Source organism: Paenibacillus sp. FSL R7-0312, from assembly GCF_038004445.1.
Lineage (GTDB): Bacteria > Bacillota > Bacilli > Paenibacillales > Paenibacillaceae > Paenibacillus_AQ.
In genome coordinates, this window is the sequence record NZ_JBBORE010000001.1 from 4758555 (window position 1) to 4774698 (window position 16144).

General features: G+C 50.3%; 15 protein-coding genes. 9 read left to right on the forward strand and 6 right to left on the reverse strand.

What is annotated here, in order from left to right:
• Window positions 1–2 precede the first annotated feature (2 nt).
• The 4 genes from MKX70_RS20905 to MKX70_RS20920 all read left to right on the forward strand — a co-directional run bounded on the left by MKX70_RS20905 (window position 3) and on the right by MKX70_RS20920 (window position 3455).
• Window positions 3–1109, forward strand: coding sequence for an AbrB family transcriptional regulator (locus tag MKX70_RS20905; protein WP_340840644.1), 1107 nt, complete (start codon window positions 3–5; stop codon window positions 1107–1109).
• 287 nt (window positions 1110–1396) lie between these two features.
• Window positions 1397–2026, forward strand: coding sequence for a TetR/AcrR family transcriptional regulator (locus MKX70_RS20910; RefSeq protein ID WP_042236801.1), 630 nt, complete (start codon window positions 1397–1399; stop codon window positions 2024–2026).
• 35 nt (window positions 2027–2061) lie between these two features.
• Complete coding sequence (locus tag MKX70_RS20915; protein WP_081956560.1) at window positions 2062–2928, forward strand: hypothetical protein; 867 nt, start codon at window positions 2062–2064, stop codon at window positions 2926–2928.
• A 41-nt stretch (window positions 2929–2969) separates the two neighbouring features.
• Window positions 2970–3455, forward strand: a complete 486-nt coding sequence (locus MKX70_RS20920) for a flavodoxin domain-containing protein (RefSeq protein ID WP_042236799.1) — start codon at window positions 2970–2972, stop codon at window positions 3453–3455.
• Between the two features lie 365 nt (window positions 3456–3820).
• Here MKX70_RS20920 and MKX70_RS20925 read toward each other — a convergent pair whose 3' ends face one another.
• Window positions 3821–4756, reverse strand: a complete 936-nt coding sequence (locus MKX70_RS20925; RefSeq protein WP_042236797.1) for a Gfo/Idh/MocA family protein — start codon at window positions 4754–4756, stop codon at window positions 3821–3823.
• Between the two features lie 118 nt (window positions 4757–4874).
• Between MKX70_RS20925 and MKX70_RS20930 the strand changes: the two genes are divergently transcribed.
• The gene (locus MKX70_RS20930) at window positions 4875–5831 is read left to right on the forward strand and encodes a helix-turn-helix transcriptional regulator (protein WP_340840645.1); all 957 of its coding nucleotides are present in this window, start codon (window positions 4875–4877) and stop codon (window positions 5829–5831) included.
• A gap of 180 nt (window positions 5832–6011) precedes the next feature.
• On the opposite strand, the gene MKX70_RS20935 is transcribed toward MKX70_RS20930, so the two are convergent.
• Window positions 6012–7253 (reverse strand): MDR family MFS transporter, encoded by a 1242-nt coding sequence (locus MKX70_RS20935; RefSeq protein ID WP_340840646.1) that lies wholly within the window; start codon window positions 7251–7253, stop codon window positions 6012–6014.
• A gap of 142 nt (window positions 7254–7395) precedes the next feature.
• Here MKX70_RS20935 and MKX70_RS20940 point away from each other — a divergent pair, with 142 nt between their 5' ends.
• Together MKX70_RS20940 and MKX70_RS20945 are read left to right on the forward strand one after the other, a co-directional pair.
• Window positions 7396–9171: an ABC transporter substrate-binding protein gene (locus MKX70_RS20940; protein WP_340840647.1), complete on the forward strand. Its 1776-nt coding sequence runs from the start codon at window positions 7396–7398 to the stop codon at window positions 9169–9171.
• 144 nt (window positions 9172–9315) lie between these two features.
• Complete coding sequence (locus tag MKX70_RS20945) at window positions 9316–9675, forward strand: hypothetical protein (RefSeq protein WP_340840648.1); 360 nt, start codon at window positions 9316–9318, stop codon at window positions 9673–9675.
• A gap of 106 nt (window positions 9676–9781) precedes the next feature.
• Here the strand turns inward: MKX70_RS20945 and MKX70_RS20950 are convergent, their stop codons facing one another.
• Window positions 9782–9955, reverse strand: a complete 174-nt coding sequence (locus MKX70_RS20950; protein ID WP_179093450.1) for a hypothetical protein — start codon at window positions 9953–9955, stop codon at window positions 9782–9784.
• Window positions 9956–10306: 351 nt separating this feature from the next.
• Here MKX70_RS20950 and MKX70_RS20955 point away from each other — a divergent pair, with 351 nt between their 5' ends.
• Window positions 10307–11524 carry an aminotransferase class I/II-fold pyridoxal phosphate-dependent enzyme gene (locus MKX70_RS20955; RefSeq protein ID WP_042236788.1) on the forward strand — a complete coding sequence of 406 codons (1218 nt, stop codon included), beginning with the start codon at window positions 10307–10309 and terminating at the stop codon, window positions 11522–11524.
• 12 nt (window positions 11525–11536) lie between these two features.
• Here the strand turns inward: MKX70_RS20955 and MKX70_RS20960 are convergent, their stop codons facing one another.
• Window positions 11537–12865: an outer membrane protein assembly factor BamB family protein gene (locus MKX70_RS20960; protein WP_042236786.1), complete on the reverse strand. Its 1329-nt coding sequence runs from the start codon at window positions 12863–12865 to the stop codon at window positions 11537–11539.
• A gap of 224 nt (window positions 12866–13089) precedes the next feature.
• Between MKX70_RS20960 and MKX70_RS20965 the strand changes: the two genes are divergently transcribed.
• Complete coding sequence (locus tag MKX70_RS20965; RefSeq protein WP_052416472.1) at window positions 13090–13446, forward strand: hypothetical protein; 357 nt, start codon at window positions 13090–13092, stop codon at window positions 13444–13446.
• Between the two features lie 130 nt (window positions 13447–13576).
• On the opposite strand, the gene MKX70_RS20970 is transcribed toward MKX70_RS20965, so the two are convergent.
• Together MKX70_RS20970 and MKX70_RS20975 are read right to left on the reverse strand one after the other, a co-directional pair.
• Complete coding sequence (locus tag MKX70_RS20970; RefSeq protein ID WP_042236784.1) at window positions 13577–14527, reverse strand: alpha/beta hydrolase; 951 nt, start codon at window positions 14525–14527, stop codon at window positions 13577–13579.
• A gap of 190 nt (window positions 14528–14717) precedes the next feature.
• Window positions 14718–16034 (reverse strand): APC family permease, encoded by a 1317-nt coding sequence (locus MKX70_RS20975; protein ID WP_042236781.1) that lies wholly within the window; start codon window positions 16032–16034, stop codon window positions 14718–14720.
• Window positions 16035–16144: the final 110 nt, after the last annotated feature.

Here is a 16144-nt window from a genome sequence, read left to right on the forward strand (position 1 = left end):
CAATGTCAACCCTATCTGTGACTCGGCGTAAGTCCCTATATGTCCTATTTACCCTAATTACGGCGTTGGCTGGCGGGGGGATCTTTGTGCTGCTGCATCTCCCGCTGCCTTGGCTGCTCGGCCCTATGATCGCTGTGCTGACCGGTTCCAATCTGCGTAAGCAAGTATATATCTGGCCCGGACAAATACGGAATACCGGGATGATTATCGTCGGCTATACGATTGGTCTCTCGTTGACCGGTTCTGCACTGAATCAAATAGCTTATCAGTTGCCCTCCATGCTGCTTATGACTACGCTTCTGCTGCTGTTCTGCGCCGGAATTGCGGTCATTGTATCTAAGGTGTCGGGGACCAACTACAAGACTATTCTGCTTGGAAGCATCCCTGGCGGCTTAACCCAGATGCTAGTGCTAGCCGAAGAGTCTGAGGATATCAATCTTACGGTTGTAACCGTCATTCAGGTGGTCCGGCTGATGATGATTATTATCTGTGTGCCGCTGCTGATCTACAGTCCGCTGTTTGCCTGCTACGCTGGCGGGGGAGAGAATACAACTCTTCTGGTTGAATCTGCGGCCGGTTGGGGAGAGCTATTCCCGAATATCTTTTATTTTGGCGTCGCTTGTACGGTATGCGGAATTGTAGGCCAAAAGATTAAATTTCCCACCGCGTATCTCCTCGGTCCGGCTATTATTACAGCTATTCTGCAGATCAGCGGTCTTCAGGGGCCCGCACTTCCGGATATTCTGATCAATGCCGCGCAGCTGATGATTGGCGTATATGTCGGACTGCTGCTCGATCCGCGTAAGCTGAACAATAAACTGCTGACACTATCGCTGGCTGTAAGCAGCGGGGCAGTGCTGATAGCAGGGGCGTATGGCCTGAGTCTGCTGTTCGCTTACCTGGATCCGGTATCATCAGCAACTGCGCTTCTCAGTCTTGCTCCCGGAGGGATGGATCAGATGAGTCTGATCGCGCATGAGGTAGGGGCGGATTTGCCAACGGTGGCGGGCTATCAGTTATTCCGGACGTTTTTCATCTTTTTTGCGGTTCCGCCGTTGTTTAAATGGATCTTCCGGGAGAAAAAACGCAAGACGGCAACGGTTAGTTAACATAATAATGATTATGTTAACTAAAATCTGAGTTTGATCTGCAAAAGCGGGGTTGAAGTGAAAAGAGAACTTAAAGGAGAACTTAAAAGAGAACTTAAAAAAAAGCTTGGGATGCCCTCTGGGGGCTGTCCCAGGCTTTTTCTGCTCGTGTAATTGGGGAATTTCTCAAAATGTAAAAATAATCACATCATTTAAGGTATCCCGGTGCATATAATCTGTATTGAACAGTGTTAAAAAACATTGCAGTGTTAAATTTAATAACGCCTTGTTAAAGGAGTCTTACAATCATGAGTAAAGAAGAGAGACAAGAGCAGGAACGGAAAGCGATGCGTAATTTGATTCTGACAACGGCTGGTGAATTAGTGGCCGAGAAGGGGATTGGGCAGCTGTCTATCCGAAAGATCGCTGAACGGATGGAGTATTCCGCCGGGATCATTTATCACTATTTTCAAGGAAAAGAGGATATAGTGGAGCAGCTTCTTCAGCAGGGGTACAGGGAGTTGATGGGCGGACTAGCAGCCGGATCAGACACTGCGCAGAGTGAAGTATCAGCTGAGGATAACTTAAGCCAGTCGCTGTCACAGTTTATCCGGATGACCATCGCGGAAGGATCGCAGTACCGGAATATGATGCTAAATGATTCGCCTGCTGTACTTAACCATACTGCAGTACTGCATAAAGGGGCTGCACTGGAGCGTAATGCAATCAGCATGCTCTGCAGGGCTCTACGTCAATTCAAAGGGATGGCCGCCCGCAAAGAGGAGGAAATTGAACTTACTGCCCAAGTGATTTGGAGTGCGGCATTTGGACTGATCATGAGGCTGAGCGTCGAGAAGAATCTGCCCGAGGAGCAGAAGGAAGCGCTGATTACCCGGCATGTCGAGGCAATGCTGCTTATTGCAGGGAGTCGGGAATAAGTTTTTACGACTATTCGGATAAGGGGTAGAAGGCGATGGGGTATAGACGATCAGTTGGCATTTTAACAGGTTTAATTATTATCCTTGCGATTGTCGCGTCGGGGTACGGATTGCTGTCAGGTCACGGGCCGGGTTCTGAATCCTTTACCTCAATCCGGGGGGAGAAGGTCGAATTATATGGTAGCGGGATCTATAAATACGATTCAATTTCCGTCGTCGCCCAGGCCAAAGCCCAGGATGGAGTTACACTGATACTGGGGGTTCCCTTGCTGCTCGTTTCACTGGTTATGAGCTTCAGAGGGCGGGTCAGAGGGCGGCTGCTGCTAGCTGGAGCCTTGGGATATTTTACGTATACTTATGCGTCTTACAGCTTCCTGTCTATGTACAATAACCTGTTTCTAATCTATGTAATATTGTTCTCATCCAGCTTATTTGCATGTATTCTGACTCTGCTGTCATTAGAGAAGGAGAAGGTAGAACGATTTTTTAGACCAAGTTTACCGGCACAAAGCATAGGGTTATTCCTGCTTTTCACCTCAACAATGATCATGTTGTTATGGCTGGGCAGGCTCGCGGATTCTTATCGCCAAGGGACAGCACCTGAAGGATTGGAGCATTACAGCACATTGGTGATTCAGGCACTCGATTTAGCCATTGTTATTCCGCTATCTTCAATTACCGGGGTACTGCTCATTCGCAGACGGCCTTATGGTTATTTGCTTGCTTCTGTAGTCATAGTAAAAGCCGCAGCCCTGCTAACCTCGATTACAGCCATGATCATTGGGATGCTGAGGGCGGGAGTAAGTGTATCTACAGTAGAGCTGGTAGCGTTCCCTGCGTTTAATGTAGGTGCTATTGTTTGTTTATACCTTATATTGAGCAATGTACAGGAACCGGGATAGTCTTATAACCTATTCACCATAGATAAGGGGCGGCGGATAATATGAGTAATAGAACACTGATTTTATATGCAGGCAAGTATGGATGTACCGAGAAAGCGGCATTTCTGTTGAAATCGAGGCTTGGAGAGGCTGAGGCTGTGAATCTAAAATATGCCAAAGTGCCGGCGCTGGCTGCCTATGACACGGTGATTCTGGGCGGCTCCATCTACTACGGTAAAATCCGTAAAGAAATGGCGGCATTCACTTCCAAAAACTTGCAGGAGCTGTCGGGTAAGCGGCTCGGGTTATTCATCTGTGCAGGTGTGACGGGGGAGAAAGCGGAGCAGGAGCTTCAGCAAGCCTATCCTGAGGTTTTATACAAGAAGGCACTTGCCAAGGAAATCCTGGGCGATGAGATTTATCCGGAGAAAATTTCAGCACTGGACAAATGGGTTCTGCGGATGGTCAAGGGGAAAGGGAATGAAGCTGGAGCAGGATTATCGATGAATAAGCTCGAAGGATTCGCGCGGGCAATGACAGTGAGTTAGATTAACTGGAAGCCAACGGTGGGGCTGGAATGGTACAGTTTCTGTAAAAGAGCGGCAGCTAAGGAGATTGATCCTGTGCAAAGAGCTGCCGCTGCATTGATTTTGGGAAGATATTGCACTTAGGGTAACATAAATATAATTATGTTAACTAACATTCTGTATGTATCTCTAAAATAACAGATCGTCACCCATGTGTTATACTATTTCAACATATGAAAAATTCATAATAGAAAGCCCTCGCCAAATACTCCACTTAGCTACCACACTCGTCTGCAAATTCAATATGTATCTATCAATTAACAGACGGAAAAAGGATGGAAATACCACAACTAGCTACAGAAATCAACAGTATTTATCGCGAATAATTAACGGAGTACTTCCGTCAATTTGGACGCCATTTCCAGGGACTTCTGCGCATGCTGCAGAGAAAGGATGGAGTCCGTACCGTCCTGCAGACATTGGAGTGCATGGCGTAAGCTTTTTTCATATGGATTGTTAGGGGTCAACGGAATACTCTCTTTGCCTATAGACGTATATGCGGTTAAGCTGGCCTCTATATCCCCGTTCGCATAACCGATCTCGTGGAACACCAGCTTCGCCTGATCGAAATAAGCTTCATAACCGACGGTAAAAGGATAAGACTCCGGCATCTGCGAAGAGACAATCAGCTGTGCGCTCACCCCAGGTTGAAGGAAGGAAGCATGCACCAATGCTTGACCGTCTGTAGCTCCAGAGGCACCCCAGACCGCAGAAGGTGCAGGTGAATCCAGCAGCCATTCAATGAAATCCAGATCATGAATCATCAGATTAGCTGCGATCTTGGAGAGGCCCAGGTCCCCCCATAGCGGTGCCGTTTCCCGGCGCAAGGTGACTTGCAGCAATTTTCCATATGTAAGATCCTGAACTGCCTTATATAAGTACTCATAAGCATAATCGAATTTGATGAATTGATTGACTAGAATTCTCCGGCCGTATTGCTGCTCAGCCAAGAGCATCTCCCGTGCATCTTCCGGCTCCAGGGCAACCGGCGTTTCGCAAAATACATGCTTCCCGCGTCTCAGCGCCTCCACAGCATAAGTCTTATGAAGCGCAGAAGGCAGACAGATATCTATTACATCCAACCCGGGATCAGACATTATATCTTCTATAGACAACGTGATCTCTACCCCAAGCTCTTCCTTCAGCTTCAGTAGCTTGGCCTCATTACGTCCAAAGATGACCACACGGTCTGTAGACTCCAGTTGCTTCAAGATCGATGCATGATAGGCTCCAAAACCTGTTCCCAATATGCCAATATTCATTTACAGCAGCTCCTTAGATTTGATACATTCATCATAACGTCCTATTGTTGACAACAGAGTGGCAAGAATAGAGTTGTGAAACGATGCGTCATTGAAATGTAGAAACTGGAGGGATAGGATGCGGCTGCACCGATTGATTGCAATTCTTTTATTGGTTGAATCCAGGGGCAGGATGAAGGCAGCTGCTCTGGCAGAGGCCCTCGAAACTTCTGTCCGCTCCATATACAGAGATATTGATGTCCTGGCTGAATCGGGCATACCTCTCGTTACAACAACCGGGCCCAACGGCGGAATTTCATTGATGGAGGGCTATACGGTGAATCTGCGGCGGCTGCATGGCGAAGAGGTGGTTCAGCTGTTTTTGACAGGGATGGGGATGCCTGCAGGCGGTTCGGGCGAGACCGGCCTTCTGCTCCAAAATGCTCTGCTGAAGCTGGAAGCAAATCTGCCCGCTCCTTATCAGGAGGATATCCGTACCGCGCAGAGCCGTTTTCTGTTCGATGATACACCGTGGTGGAGTGATCGGGCGGCAGTGCCATATCTGGAGACGCTGCGCACTGCGGTGTGGCGAGGCAGACGGATTGAGACGAAGTACCGCAAAGTGAATGGAGAGCTCTCCTGCCGGAAGCTGCATCCCTATGGACTTGTTGTCAAGCAGGGCGATTGGTATCTGGCCGCTTTTTGCGAGGGGGCAGAGGCTATTCGTACGTTTAAATGCGAGCGGTTTGCAGCGGTGTCGTTAATGGAAGAGACCTTTACTATCCCTGAGCAATTCTCCCTGCAGGAATACTGGAAGGAAGGAGAGCTTGCCTTCATTAATGCCAGCAAAGCACGGGAAATCTACCCCGTAGTCATCCGCACGCCTGTGCATAATCAGGGGATCAGTAAGAGGTTAGAAGTTATGAACACGGAATCAGAGGGTGAATTCCAGATCATCACTGCGAATATGTACGACTATGAGACTGCGTGTGAGAAGGTGCTGCTTTTGCTCGCCCAAGCTGAAATTAGGGAACCGGCAGAGCTTCGGGAGTACATTAGCAGTCAGGTGAGTATATGGAAAAAAATGTATTGTTAAGATTGATATTATTGAAAATTGTTAACATAATTAATAATATGTTAACTAATCAACGATAAGAGGTTGTTAAGCAATAGCTCGAGAGTGAATTTATGGCAGCGTGTTATTGTTATAGAGCAAGGTAGGCAAAATAATCCCCAGACCTAAGCTTCTCAGCCGAGTCTGGGGATTATTGATGTCTTAGGCACTTATGTTAGCCTTATTTGCAGCTTCGGCAAGCTCTCTGCTCCGGAGTCTTTTGTGCGCCGTAATCAGGAAAGGAAGACCCAGCGCGGTTGTCAAAGCGAGCGGCACGAATACGGCCGGACCATTCGCCGTACCGAATTGATCGAGCAGCAGGCCTCCCAGAATAGGTGCTATCACATTGCCTAGATTATTGAAGCCGATCGTTCCGAAATAAGTACCTTTCCACTCCGGACGGGCAATCCGGTCAATCAGCATATCCATCATCGTAAAGAGCAGGACTTCCCCGACTGTGAACAGCACGACACTGAACATAATCAGCGCGACTCCGCCAGGCATGCCAAACAGCAGCAGACTGAGAGCAACGCAGCTATTACCCAGGATCAGAGGAATGACCGGTGGGAATTTGCTGGCTGTGCGGACGATCGGATACTGTACAATCAGCACCGTTATCGCATTCAGAGAGAGCATGTAGGAGAAGAGCTGTCTGCCATTACTGAAATGGGGGTTGTTCGCCAGATATTGCGCCAGTGTTGAACTAAAGTGCCCATATCCCAGCACGCAGAAGATCGTACCGAGCAGAACGGGCAGGAAGACCTTATCCCTTCCGGTGGTAGACAACGCTTCTAGCAGCTTAGGTGTCCGGGCTTCGCCATGAACTGGCAGGCTGGCACGGTGTACAGAGAATTGCAGGAACAGTACAAGTCCATAGGCGATATAGACGATCCCGGCGATCATGAACGGGAATGTAGATTTGGCTGAGCCCAGCTGCAGGCCAATGATCGGCCCGAAGACTACACCCAGATTCACCGCTGCATACCGGAGATTGAAGACCAGCAGCTTGTGATCCGGAGGTGTAATATCCGAGAGTAAAGCCCGCGAGGTCGGTTCGAATACTGCACGGCATAGCCCATTTAGCGTATTGACGAGGAAAAAGACCCATAAATGCTGCGCGGCTGAGAAGCCGAAGAATACGCAGGCCCAGCCGAACACAGAGACCAGCATAACGATTTTGCGGCCGATCACGTCAGAGATGTAACCGCCATAGAAGCTGATCAGAACACCCGCCAGAGAGCTGACGGCTACCGTAAATCCTGTTTGGGTGGCAGTAGCGCCCAGGACCTGCGTCAGGTAAATCGATAGAAAAGGGATACTCATGGAGGTGACCAGCCGGCCAAACATCGTTCCGATGATAATGGTCCAAGCCAGAGGATGAATGTGCCGCAGATGCTGTTTCATAGAATCAGGTGTCTCCTAATCGGGTGGTTTGAATTTGTGAATGCTTCTTGATGCTGGATTAAGTATAATTGTATAGATAAAAGGATGAAATAAAAGTGTAAGAATTTCATGTGACTTTTCACCTTTAAAGGAGTCTGGATATATGGACAATAGCAGCATGAATTATCTCTGTTTGGCTGCGGCTTTAGACCCGGCTTTTTGTATACAGCAGCCCATTCCGGTCACTATTGAGCAACTAACCGGCATCCTGTGCTGCACCCCGCGCAATGTAAAGTTTATTCTGCGGAAGCTTGAGGAACAGCAATTGATCACATGGATACCCGGCAGAGGCAGAGGGAATTATTCGCAGCTGACGTTCCTGCGCAGTGTGGACGAGGTGCTGGAGGAGAAGTTTCAGGACATGGTCCATAAAGGCCGGATTAAACCGGCGATCGAGTTAATTGGCCAATATCAGGTTAACGAGCCGCTTAAGGAACGCCTGCTGGCAGTACTCGACAAACAAATGGGCTTCTGGAGTGAGCCGGACTCCACATCCGGGCAGGAGGTGCTGCGGATTTCACGTAACCGCCCGATGGAGAATCTGGACCCGGCGATGGTGTACACAGCTTTTGAAACCTATTTGCTGGGGCATATTTGCAGTACATTAATTACGTATGATGCAGAGAATGGCAGTTTTCTGCCTGGGCTGGCGCATACTTGGGAGGCCAATCCCGACAGTACAAGTTACCTGTTCTACTTGCGTAAGGGGGTAAGGTTTCACCACGGACGGGGGATGACTTCACGAGATGTCAAAGAGACCTTGCAGCGTCTGACCGATCTGAATAGTCCGGCGATCAGCCATTTTAAGGATATCTGTCATGTTGAGCTGGAAAGTGATTATCGTATCCGGTTTGACCTCGTGCAGCCCAATACCTTTTTTCTGCATCTGTTCAGTTCAATCTATATGTCTATTCTGCCTTATGATGTGGATTTCGCCGCTAATCCGGTAGGGACGGGGCCATATCAGGTACTGGATCTGAATGAGGATGTACTGGTGCTAGGCGCATATGACCTCTATTACGGAATCCGCCCACTGCTGGACCGGGTAGAAATCTGGTATTTACCGCATTTGGGATCGAGTGTCCGCCAGTATCAGCTTACGGATGCCGGGCACAACCCGCCTCCTGCCGGGGAAGAGCAGGGTCATAGCATTGATTACCCGGCCTTGGGCTGCCGCTACATCCTGTTTAATTTTAGAAGAGAAGGCCTTCATCATCAGCAGGCTGTACGGGAAGCGTTACGGATATTGTACAATCAGCCGGCTATGATCCGGGAGCTCGGGGGCAACCGGATTATGCCGGCGGACAGCTTTTTGCCCTGGAAGAGTAATCAGCAGGAGTTCAGAGAGCCATCGCTTGAGGAAGCAAGAGCGCTGCTTCAGGCTGGCGGCTACGGGGGGGAAGTGCTGACGATTGCCTACCGGAGCCGGAAGGAGGATCAGGAGGAGGCTTTATGGCTGCAGGAACGCGGCGGGAGGATCGGACTTAAGCTCCAGCTGCATCCTTTGACCGAATACGATCTCGCAGATATCATGGGCTATGCCGACTTGCTGATTGCCGAAGAGGTGCTGGAGGATGACTGGCAGTGGGGGATGATCAATTATTTCCGCAATGAGTCGAACTATCTGCATGATCTGCTGCTGGATCGTCAGAAACTGGCGCTGCAGCGGGTTCTGGAGCATTTCTCCCGACTGCCTGCTGAAGAGCGGGCGGAGCTGCTGGATCTGGCGGAAGACCAATTGCGCGACAACTGCTGGGTGCTCTATGGCTGTCATATGAACAAAAAAGCGCAGCTTAGCCAAAACCTGTTCGGACTTCAGACCGGCTCTTTCGGATTTCTGGATATTTCGAAGCTATGGGTTAAATCGGGATTCCAGTAATTAGACCTCAACTCACCGCAGCTGATAGAAAATTACCGCATGGGGTATATAGATACATAGACCACGGCGGGAGCCGTACGAAATCAGCTGCGCTTAAGGAGGCTGCCGGCTTTCGGTATATGAGCTTAAGAAGGCTGCCGGATAATGGAGCAGACAAACGAAAGCATAAGAAGCTTAATCAAGAAGAGCAATAAATCCTCAGGCTCGGCTGCCATCGGCAATACAGGTATTGCCATCGTCAAGGGAATCGCTTTTGCACTTACGGGTAGCGGTTCAATGTTTGCCACAATGATGCATTCGATTGCCGATGCCGTGAATGGGCGTTATTACCACGTCGAAGGGCGTATCGAGCTGAAACGGGGATTGACGCTTGCCGATGCCGACGACATTAAGTTCAAGGTAAGGGACAAGTTGCTTGCAGATCCGCATATTTCCGATGTGACACTCGGCATACTCGAGGATAACGGCATTCAGAACTGGGTGCCGCAGTATGATCTGCAATGAGTCTTAGCTTAAGCTGGAACTGGAGAAAGGGTTTAACTGTAGAAACGGCTGCTTCCCCTAGGGGACAAGCAAGCCGTTTCTTTGTGCAGGCGAAGCTGGGATTAGCTCAGACCGCTGCCTGTTGCTTGCCGTCACATTTCTTGCAGACGGTGAGCTTCTCGCCCGCAGGACCTTTTCCGAAATACAATAGCTTAATACGGGTGCTCCCGCAAATCGGACAGGTGCCTCTTGCTCTGGAAGGCGTGCGCCAGAGTGCTTTGCCGCGCTTGTTTTTGGCCATGATACGTCCCACCTTTGTAATGTATACCCTATCTTATGCCCGGAGGGAACTTACGGTTCTGCCGGAGCTGAAATCATTTGAAGGGAAAGGGTGGCGTTGAAAAAGGGGCTAAAATGGCCGAAATATGCCCCGAAAAAACAGCGTATAACATAAATTATACGCTGTTTCAGTTCTGAGAGATTTTTATATGAATTCAGGCACTAGTGATCAGCTCAAATAGAGTCAAATTGGTAGAATAATAATATATTAATGTAATATAATCCCATTCGCGAAATTTGCTTAGGCTTTCATGGTTTCTGCACTCTGAACGCATGCTATAATAATTGGAAAACAAATGCAGGAGGTATTGTATTGGTACATAGCAGCCCGAAACATAAATGGAGATCGGACAAGCTGTCTCATCTGGGGTCGTCGATTTTTGCAGAGGTGGCCATCTGGAAGGCGGAAGCACGAAAGTCTGGACTGGAGGTCATTGATCTCGGAATTGGCAGTCCGGACCGGGCGCCTCTGCCTGAAATCCGTCATGCCTTAAGCGAAGCGGTGCTGCGGGAGGACAGTTATTCTTATCCGGCTTCCAAAGGAAGCGATGCGTTCCGCAAGCAGGCGGCCAAATGGATGAAGTGGCGTTTCAACGCTGAAGTTGATCCGGATGAAGAAATCGTATCCCTGATGGGTTCGCAGGACGGACTGGCGCATCTCGCACTCGCGGTCTGCAATCCTGGGGATCTGGCGATTGTGCCGGACCCCGGCTATCCGATCTATTCAGGGTCATTAGCTATAGCGGGGGTTAGAGCGTGGCCGCTACCTCTATTGGAGGAGAATGCCTTCCGACCCGACCTCGAGAGCATCCCTGATGAAGTATGGTGTGAAGCGGTATTTATATTACTCAGCTTTCCCGGCAATCCGATATCTGTCACGGTAGATCTGGCTTATATGGAGCGGTTAGTGGAGCTTGCTCTTAAATGGGATGTGCTGATCATTCATGACCTGGCCTATTCGGAGATGGGCTTCGACGGCTACCGGCCCATTAGTATACTTCAGGTTCCTGGAGCGCTGGATACTGCCGTTGAATTTCATTCCTTTTCCAAAAGCTTCAATATGGCCGGCTGCCGCATCGGCTTCATGACGGGCAATGCTGAGGCCGTCGGAGCGCTGCGGGAGCTGAAGAGCAATGTGGATTACGGTGTCTTCGATCCCATCCAGGAAGCGGCAGTCGTAGCGCTGGAGCAGGCGATGACTTCCGGACCGGTGCAGGGAGTGGCTGCGCTGTATGAACGCCGCAGGAATGTTTTTGTGGAAGCCATGGCATGTGAAGGATGGATGGTGCCATTGCCGGAAGCAACGATGTTTATCTGGGCGAGGCTGCCCGCGGAATTTTGTGCCGGTCAAACGGAGCGTTCGCGGCGGCTTGCGCAGGAGCTGCTGCTGAAGACCGGGGTAGCGGTGATTCCCGGAAGTGCTTTTGGGAGCCAGGGCGAAGGGTTTGTGCGGATTGCACTGGTGGAGGATGAAGAGCGGCTTCTGGAAGCCGCCCGGAGGATAGGGGAGTTTCTGCGTACGAACGTTTAAACTTCGCGTAAATTACTGATATTCTTTTGGCAGGGCAACGGCTAAAATATGGTGTTCAGTAGGAATCAGCGCGGTTCCATGATCGATGGTTATATTGCCGAAGTATGGATACTTTGCGCCGCTGTTGATCATCCCCAGCAGTGCGCCGGTATCGGAATGGTTGATCGAGATATAGCCATTCTTGTAAATGGCGAATACAGCCTTGCCAACGCGCCGCAGGTGCTCAATCTTGTCTGCCGGCTGATCGAATGGAACAACGCTGTCGCTCGCAAGGTTAATTCCACTAACCACTGTCTCATGCTGGAAGAAGGCCATTCCGTCTACCGGACCGGCCAACCAGTTGCCGAAGCTAGCATAGCTTGTGGGGGCCGTATAGGTATCCGCTCCACGCTTAAAGCGCGTAAGAGTATATCCATCCTGGTCGAGATTGCCGTCTGCTGTATAAACATAAGAGTTCTGGATGGAGGTAGCGGCACTCCCCAATCTGGAGATGTCGTCCAGCGGATTATAATTTTCACGGCCGGAAATCTTGCCTGTAGCGGGATTCAGCTGTACGAGAGTCAGCTGGTAACCCGGCACGGCCGTTGCCGTATTCCCCGCTGCAGTCTTTGCCTGCTCACGGAGTATTATTTGTCCATTCTGATAAGTCACATAACTGTATAACCCCTCAATTCTCCACAGCCGCTTTCCGGTATCCGGATCAAGACCGTAGAATTGGGTGCGGATGTTATCGACCGTGCTGGAAACGACAAACATACCTGAATATTCTCCATTAATGGTCCCCGCATACATAGGAATATCCATATTATCCCATAGTTTCTTTCCTGTAACCGGGTTATAGGCCGCGACAACGCCGTACTCATTGGCAAAATAGACCTTTCCGTTAATCAGGCGGGCCTGTGCCCCAATCTCTATTGGCCGCTCCGACACCTTAACCTTCCAGATCAGCTTTCCGGTTGCAGCGGATACTTTGACGAGCTGTTCCTGATTGTCGATGAAGATTACGGAGTTATTCGTGACGATTTGCGGATGCGCCCCCTGTTTATAGGACCACTTAATTTTGCCGGAGGCTATATTTTTGGCATAAAGTGTATTGTTGCTGTCTGAGTAGTAGAGAATTCCGTTCATAACAGGCGGCTTGACGTCATACATGCCCATGCCATCCGTGGCTACCTGCCACTTCAGAGGCAACAGCTTATCTTTGGAAATCGCAGTGACTGTATTGTTCGAGGAAGCAGCGTATGCTGTACCCGGCAAAAGGTCTGCTGAAGAGATAGCGGTGAGGGATGAGAGCAGGGAAAGGGCGAGTAAGCTGGTGAAAAGGGGTTTCATTGGCGGCATCTGAGTCATCTCCTTGATGTGGTCTTATTCTAAATAGTAAGACGCCGGGTGGAAGGATAGGTTGCTAAAATAAGGAAGACAATATTGTAACCAAAGGTACAGCCACAACGATAACTATAATCATAGCTATAATGTAACATAATATGTATTATGTTAACTTGGTAATTCACTGAGCGGTATTTAGGGTAATAAGGAGCAACTACAGTTATCAGGAGGTTGCCTTTATGGGATTCAATTTCGGAGGCTTTGGCGATAAAATACAAGGATTAGTTGAGACATTCAAAGAGGGCGGAGTCGGTGAGCTGCTGCAAAAGCTTCCGCTAGACCAGCTGCCTGTCGATCAGCTCCTGGAGAAGCTGCCGCTGGATCAACTGCTGTCGGGTTCTTTTCTGCAACAGTTCACTCCGTTCGAGTCACTGACCGAGCTGTTGCAGAGTGGAGGGTTCTCTGCCGGATCAGCAGAGGAGCTGAAGGCGCTGCCGCAGGATCAGCTGAACGAGCATGTCACGAAAACTACCTCCTTCAGCTCACTGAAGGACATGCTGGTCAAAGCGGCAGAGTTCTATTCCCAGCGGAAGTAGCGCATTTATCTCCATCATTTGACCACTGGGAACCAGTCTAATTCAATAAAACAGCGGCAGTTCTGGATGTATATCATCCATGGCTGCCGCTGTTTTCATTATTATGTGATTTCGTATTTTAACGTAATCTTTATTGCTTGAGCCAGGCCGTTGCCAGCAGCAGGGCCCCTTTGTTGGCATGGGTCTCTGCCAGGGCGTTAAGCATCACGAAGTCGTGGATGATGCCCTGGAACCGGACTGCCGTAACTGGTACTCCAGCTTCGCGGAGTTTGGCAGCGTAGGCTTCGCCCTCATCCCGCAGCACATCTGCTTCGCCAGTGATGATTAAGGCTTCCGGCAGACCGCTAAGCTGCTCCAGGCTGGCCCGCAGCGGGGAAGCGGTAATCTGTGCCCGCTCCTCCGGATCAGTGGTATATTGATCCCAGAACCATTTCATGCCGGTGCGCTGCAGGAAATATCCTTCGGCGAACAGGTGATACGATTCTGTATCGAAGGCAGCATCGGTTACCGGATAGAACAGCAGCTGCTTGGAGATTGCCGGGCCGCTGCGTTCCTTGGCCATCAGTGTGATGGCCGCAGTCATATTGCCGCCTACACTGTCTCCGGCAACACTAAGCTTGGACGCATCTAATCCGTATGTGGAGCCTTCTTGGGCGATCCATTCCAGTACAGCGTAGATTTCTTCAATGGCTGTAGGATATTTGGCTTCGGGAGAGAGGCTGTACTCCGGGAAAACGACGGCAGCTTCGGCACCAACGGCCAGCTCGCGGATTAAGCGGTCATGCGTATGGCTGTTGCCGAATACCCAGCCGGCTCCATGAATATAGAGTATGACCGGAAGAGAGTTAGAAGCAGAGCCGATAGGACGGACAATGCGTACCTTCACCTCACCACCAGGGCCGCCGGATACCGTCAGATCCTGAATATCGGCTTCGGGCTTGAATATTTCACTGGATTGGACTGTATTTACAGTTTCGCGGCCTTTCCCAGGCCCAAGGTCGGGCAGAAAGGGAGGCTCGGAGTTGTCATCAGCGAATTTCTGGGCTGCGGGCTCAAGAACAATTTTGTTGTCTTCAGGCATGGTTTATAGTCTCCTTCTTAGATCTGGTTTAAGTCAGGCTCTCCTTCATCCATAACCATCTGACACTTTTCTGAAACGTAAAGCGAACGGAAGACCCTCGTCAGGGGCTGGAAACTCCGCCGCTCATATAGAAAAAACAGGCTGCATCGTCCAATTAAGGAGGAGTGCGGCCTGTTTCTTTTAAGCGTTCTTATAATGCGTGCCGGGAAATCTCTTCTGCATCCGTAGCTACAGGATTATTCCCTTCACGTTTACGTGCCTGTCTTAAATAATCCACCAGAACAAACAACAGTGTGATCAGCAGCGGATACACGATCGCCCAGCCTGTGAACGGAAACACGGCTACCGTTGCGGCAAAAGAAATCCAGCTGATCATCACGCCTGCCCGGCTGCCCCGCAAGAGGCGGATTCCTGCAGCACAACCGCCAATATAGGTGAGGATGAAGGTGGCATTGGGGAATTTAATCAGTGTCGTAATCGAGAGCAGGCCGCTACCGTAGAGCGATAACACTGCTGCGAAGCAGAGGGTCAGGAAGCCGATCGCTCCGACGGGTGTCTGATAACGGTCCGATAAGCGGCCCATCCATTTCGGGGCATATCCCTGCCGTGACAAGGCATAAGCTACACGCGATGCAGCGCTTGAATAGGCAATAATCGTCGCCGTACAGATGAATAATCCGGTGAGTCCGGCAATGAATCCGCCCCAGGCTCCAAGCGGCTGGCTGATGATCCAGACCAGAGATGAGTCGGCTCCTCCCCGCAGATAGCTCTGCGTACCGACTGTAGCAAGTGCCGAGAGGAAATAGAGGACTCCGACAATGACCGCAGCAATGGTCACACCCTTGACGGCAGCGCGCTGCGGGTCCTTGAATTCTTCAGACAGATGCGAAACGGCCTCCCAGCCGATGAAGCACCAGAAGAGAATCGCTGCCGCCTGCCCGACACTCATCCAGCCATGCGGAACAAACGGTGTGAAGTGGACGCTCTCCATTCTTGGCAGAGCCGCAGCAAAAGAGAAGACCAGCACGGCAACAATCGCGATAACCACGGCGATTTGTACTTTCCCGGCCACTTTCATCCCGATCCAGTTGACAATCAGGCCAATGGCCAGCATTCCTGCAGCGATGGCAATTCTGGCCGGATCGCCCCAGCCCATGGCGGCTGTCATATACCCCGCTCCGGTCAGTGCAGCGACAGGACCGCCAATCGGCACGGACATGAGGAAGAACCAGCCAACCAGTGCACCTGCCTTAGGGCCGAAGGCCAGGGTGACAAAGTGGGATACTCCGCCGGCATTAGGGAATTTGGCCGAGAGCAGACCCATGGACAGCGCAAGCGGGAGAATCAGCAGGGTCATGAATCCCCAAGCCAGCAGAGAAGCCGGTCCAGCCATCTCCGCTGCCAGTCCGGGTACGATTAACACACCTGAGCCGAGGACGGCTCCTATGTACAGGGCAATAGCCTGTGGCATCCCGATATTCCGTTGTAATGATTTATTTTCCTTCATATAAATAGTCCCGCTTTCCTTGTATTTAAATATAGAGTATCAGATAATAGATCCATTGGAAAAACGGAATTATCGAATGGAATCGATTCGAATAACCGATAGGTTGAAGG

What these genes read in the sequence shown, in the direction of transcription:
- MKX70_RS20905 (WP_340840644.1), top strand. Translation starts at nt 3, where the DNA reads ATGTCAACCCTATCTGTGACTCGGCGTAAGTCCCTATATGTCCTATTT.
- MKX70_RS20910 (WP_042236801.1), top strand. Translation starts at nt 1,397, where the DNA reads ATGAGTAAAGAAGAGAGACAAGAGCAGGAACGGAAAGCGATGCGTAAT.
- MKX70_RS20915 (WP_081956560.1), top strand. Translation starts at nt 2,062, where the DNA reads ATGGGGTATAGACGATCAGTTGGCATTTTAACAGGTTTAATTATTATC.
- MKX70_RS20920 (WP_042236799.1), top strand. Translation starts at nt 2,970, where the DNA reads ATGAGTAATAGAACACTGATTTTATATGCAGGCAAGTATGGATGTACC.
- MKX70_RS20925 (WP_042236797.1), bottom strand. Translation starts at nt 4,756, where the DNA reads ATGAATATTGGCATATTGGGAACAGGTTTTGGAGCCTATCATGCATCG.
- MKX70_RS20930 (WP_340840645.1), top strand. Translation starts at nt 4,875, where the DNA reads ATGCGGCTGCACCGATTGATTGCAATTCTTTTATTGGTTGAATCCAGG.
- MKX70_RS20935 (WP_340840646.1), bottom strand. Translation starts at nt 7,253, where the DNA reads ATGAAACAGCATCTGCGGCACATTCATCCTCTGGCTTGGACCATTATC.
- MKX70_RS20940 (WP_340840647.1), top strand. Translation starts at nt 7,396, where the DNA reads ATGGACAATAGCAGCATGAATTATCTCTGTTTGGCTGCGGCTTTAGAC.
- MKX70_RS20945 (WP_340840648.1), top strand. Translation starts at nt 9,316, where the DNA reads ATGGAGCAGACAAACGAAAGCATAAGAAGCTTAATCAAGAAGAGCAAT.
- MKX70_RS20950 (WP_179093450.1), bottom strand. Translation starts at nt 9,955, where the DNA reads ATGGCCAAAAACAAGCGCGGCAAAGCACTCTGGCGCACGCCTTCCAGA.
- MKX70_RS20960 (WP_042236786.1), bottom strand. Translation starts at nt 12,865, where the DNA reads ATGCCGCCAATGAAACCCCTTTTCACCAGCTTACTCGCCCTTTCCCTG.
- MKX70_RS20965 (WP_052416472.1), top strand. Translation starts at nt 13,090, where the DNA reads ATGGGATTCAATTTCGGAGGCTTTGGCGATAAAATACAAGGATTAGTT.
- MKX70_RS20970 (WP_042236784.1), bottom strand. Translation starts at nt 14,527, where the DNA reads ATGCCTGAAGACAACAAAATTGTTCTTGAGCCCGCAGCCCAGAAATTC.
- MKX70_RS20975 (WP_042236781.1), bottom strand. Translation starts at nt 16,034, where the DNA reads ATGAAGGAAAATAAATCATTACAACGGAATATCGGGATGCCACAGGCT.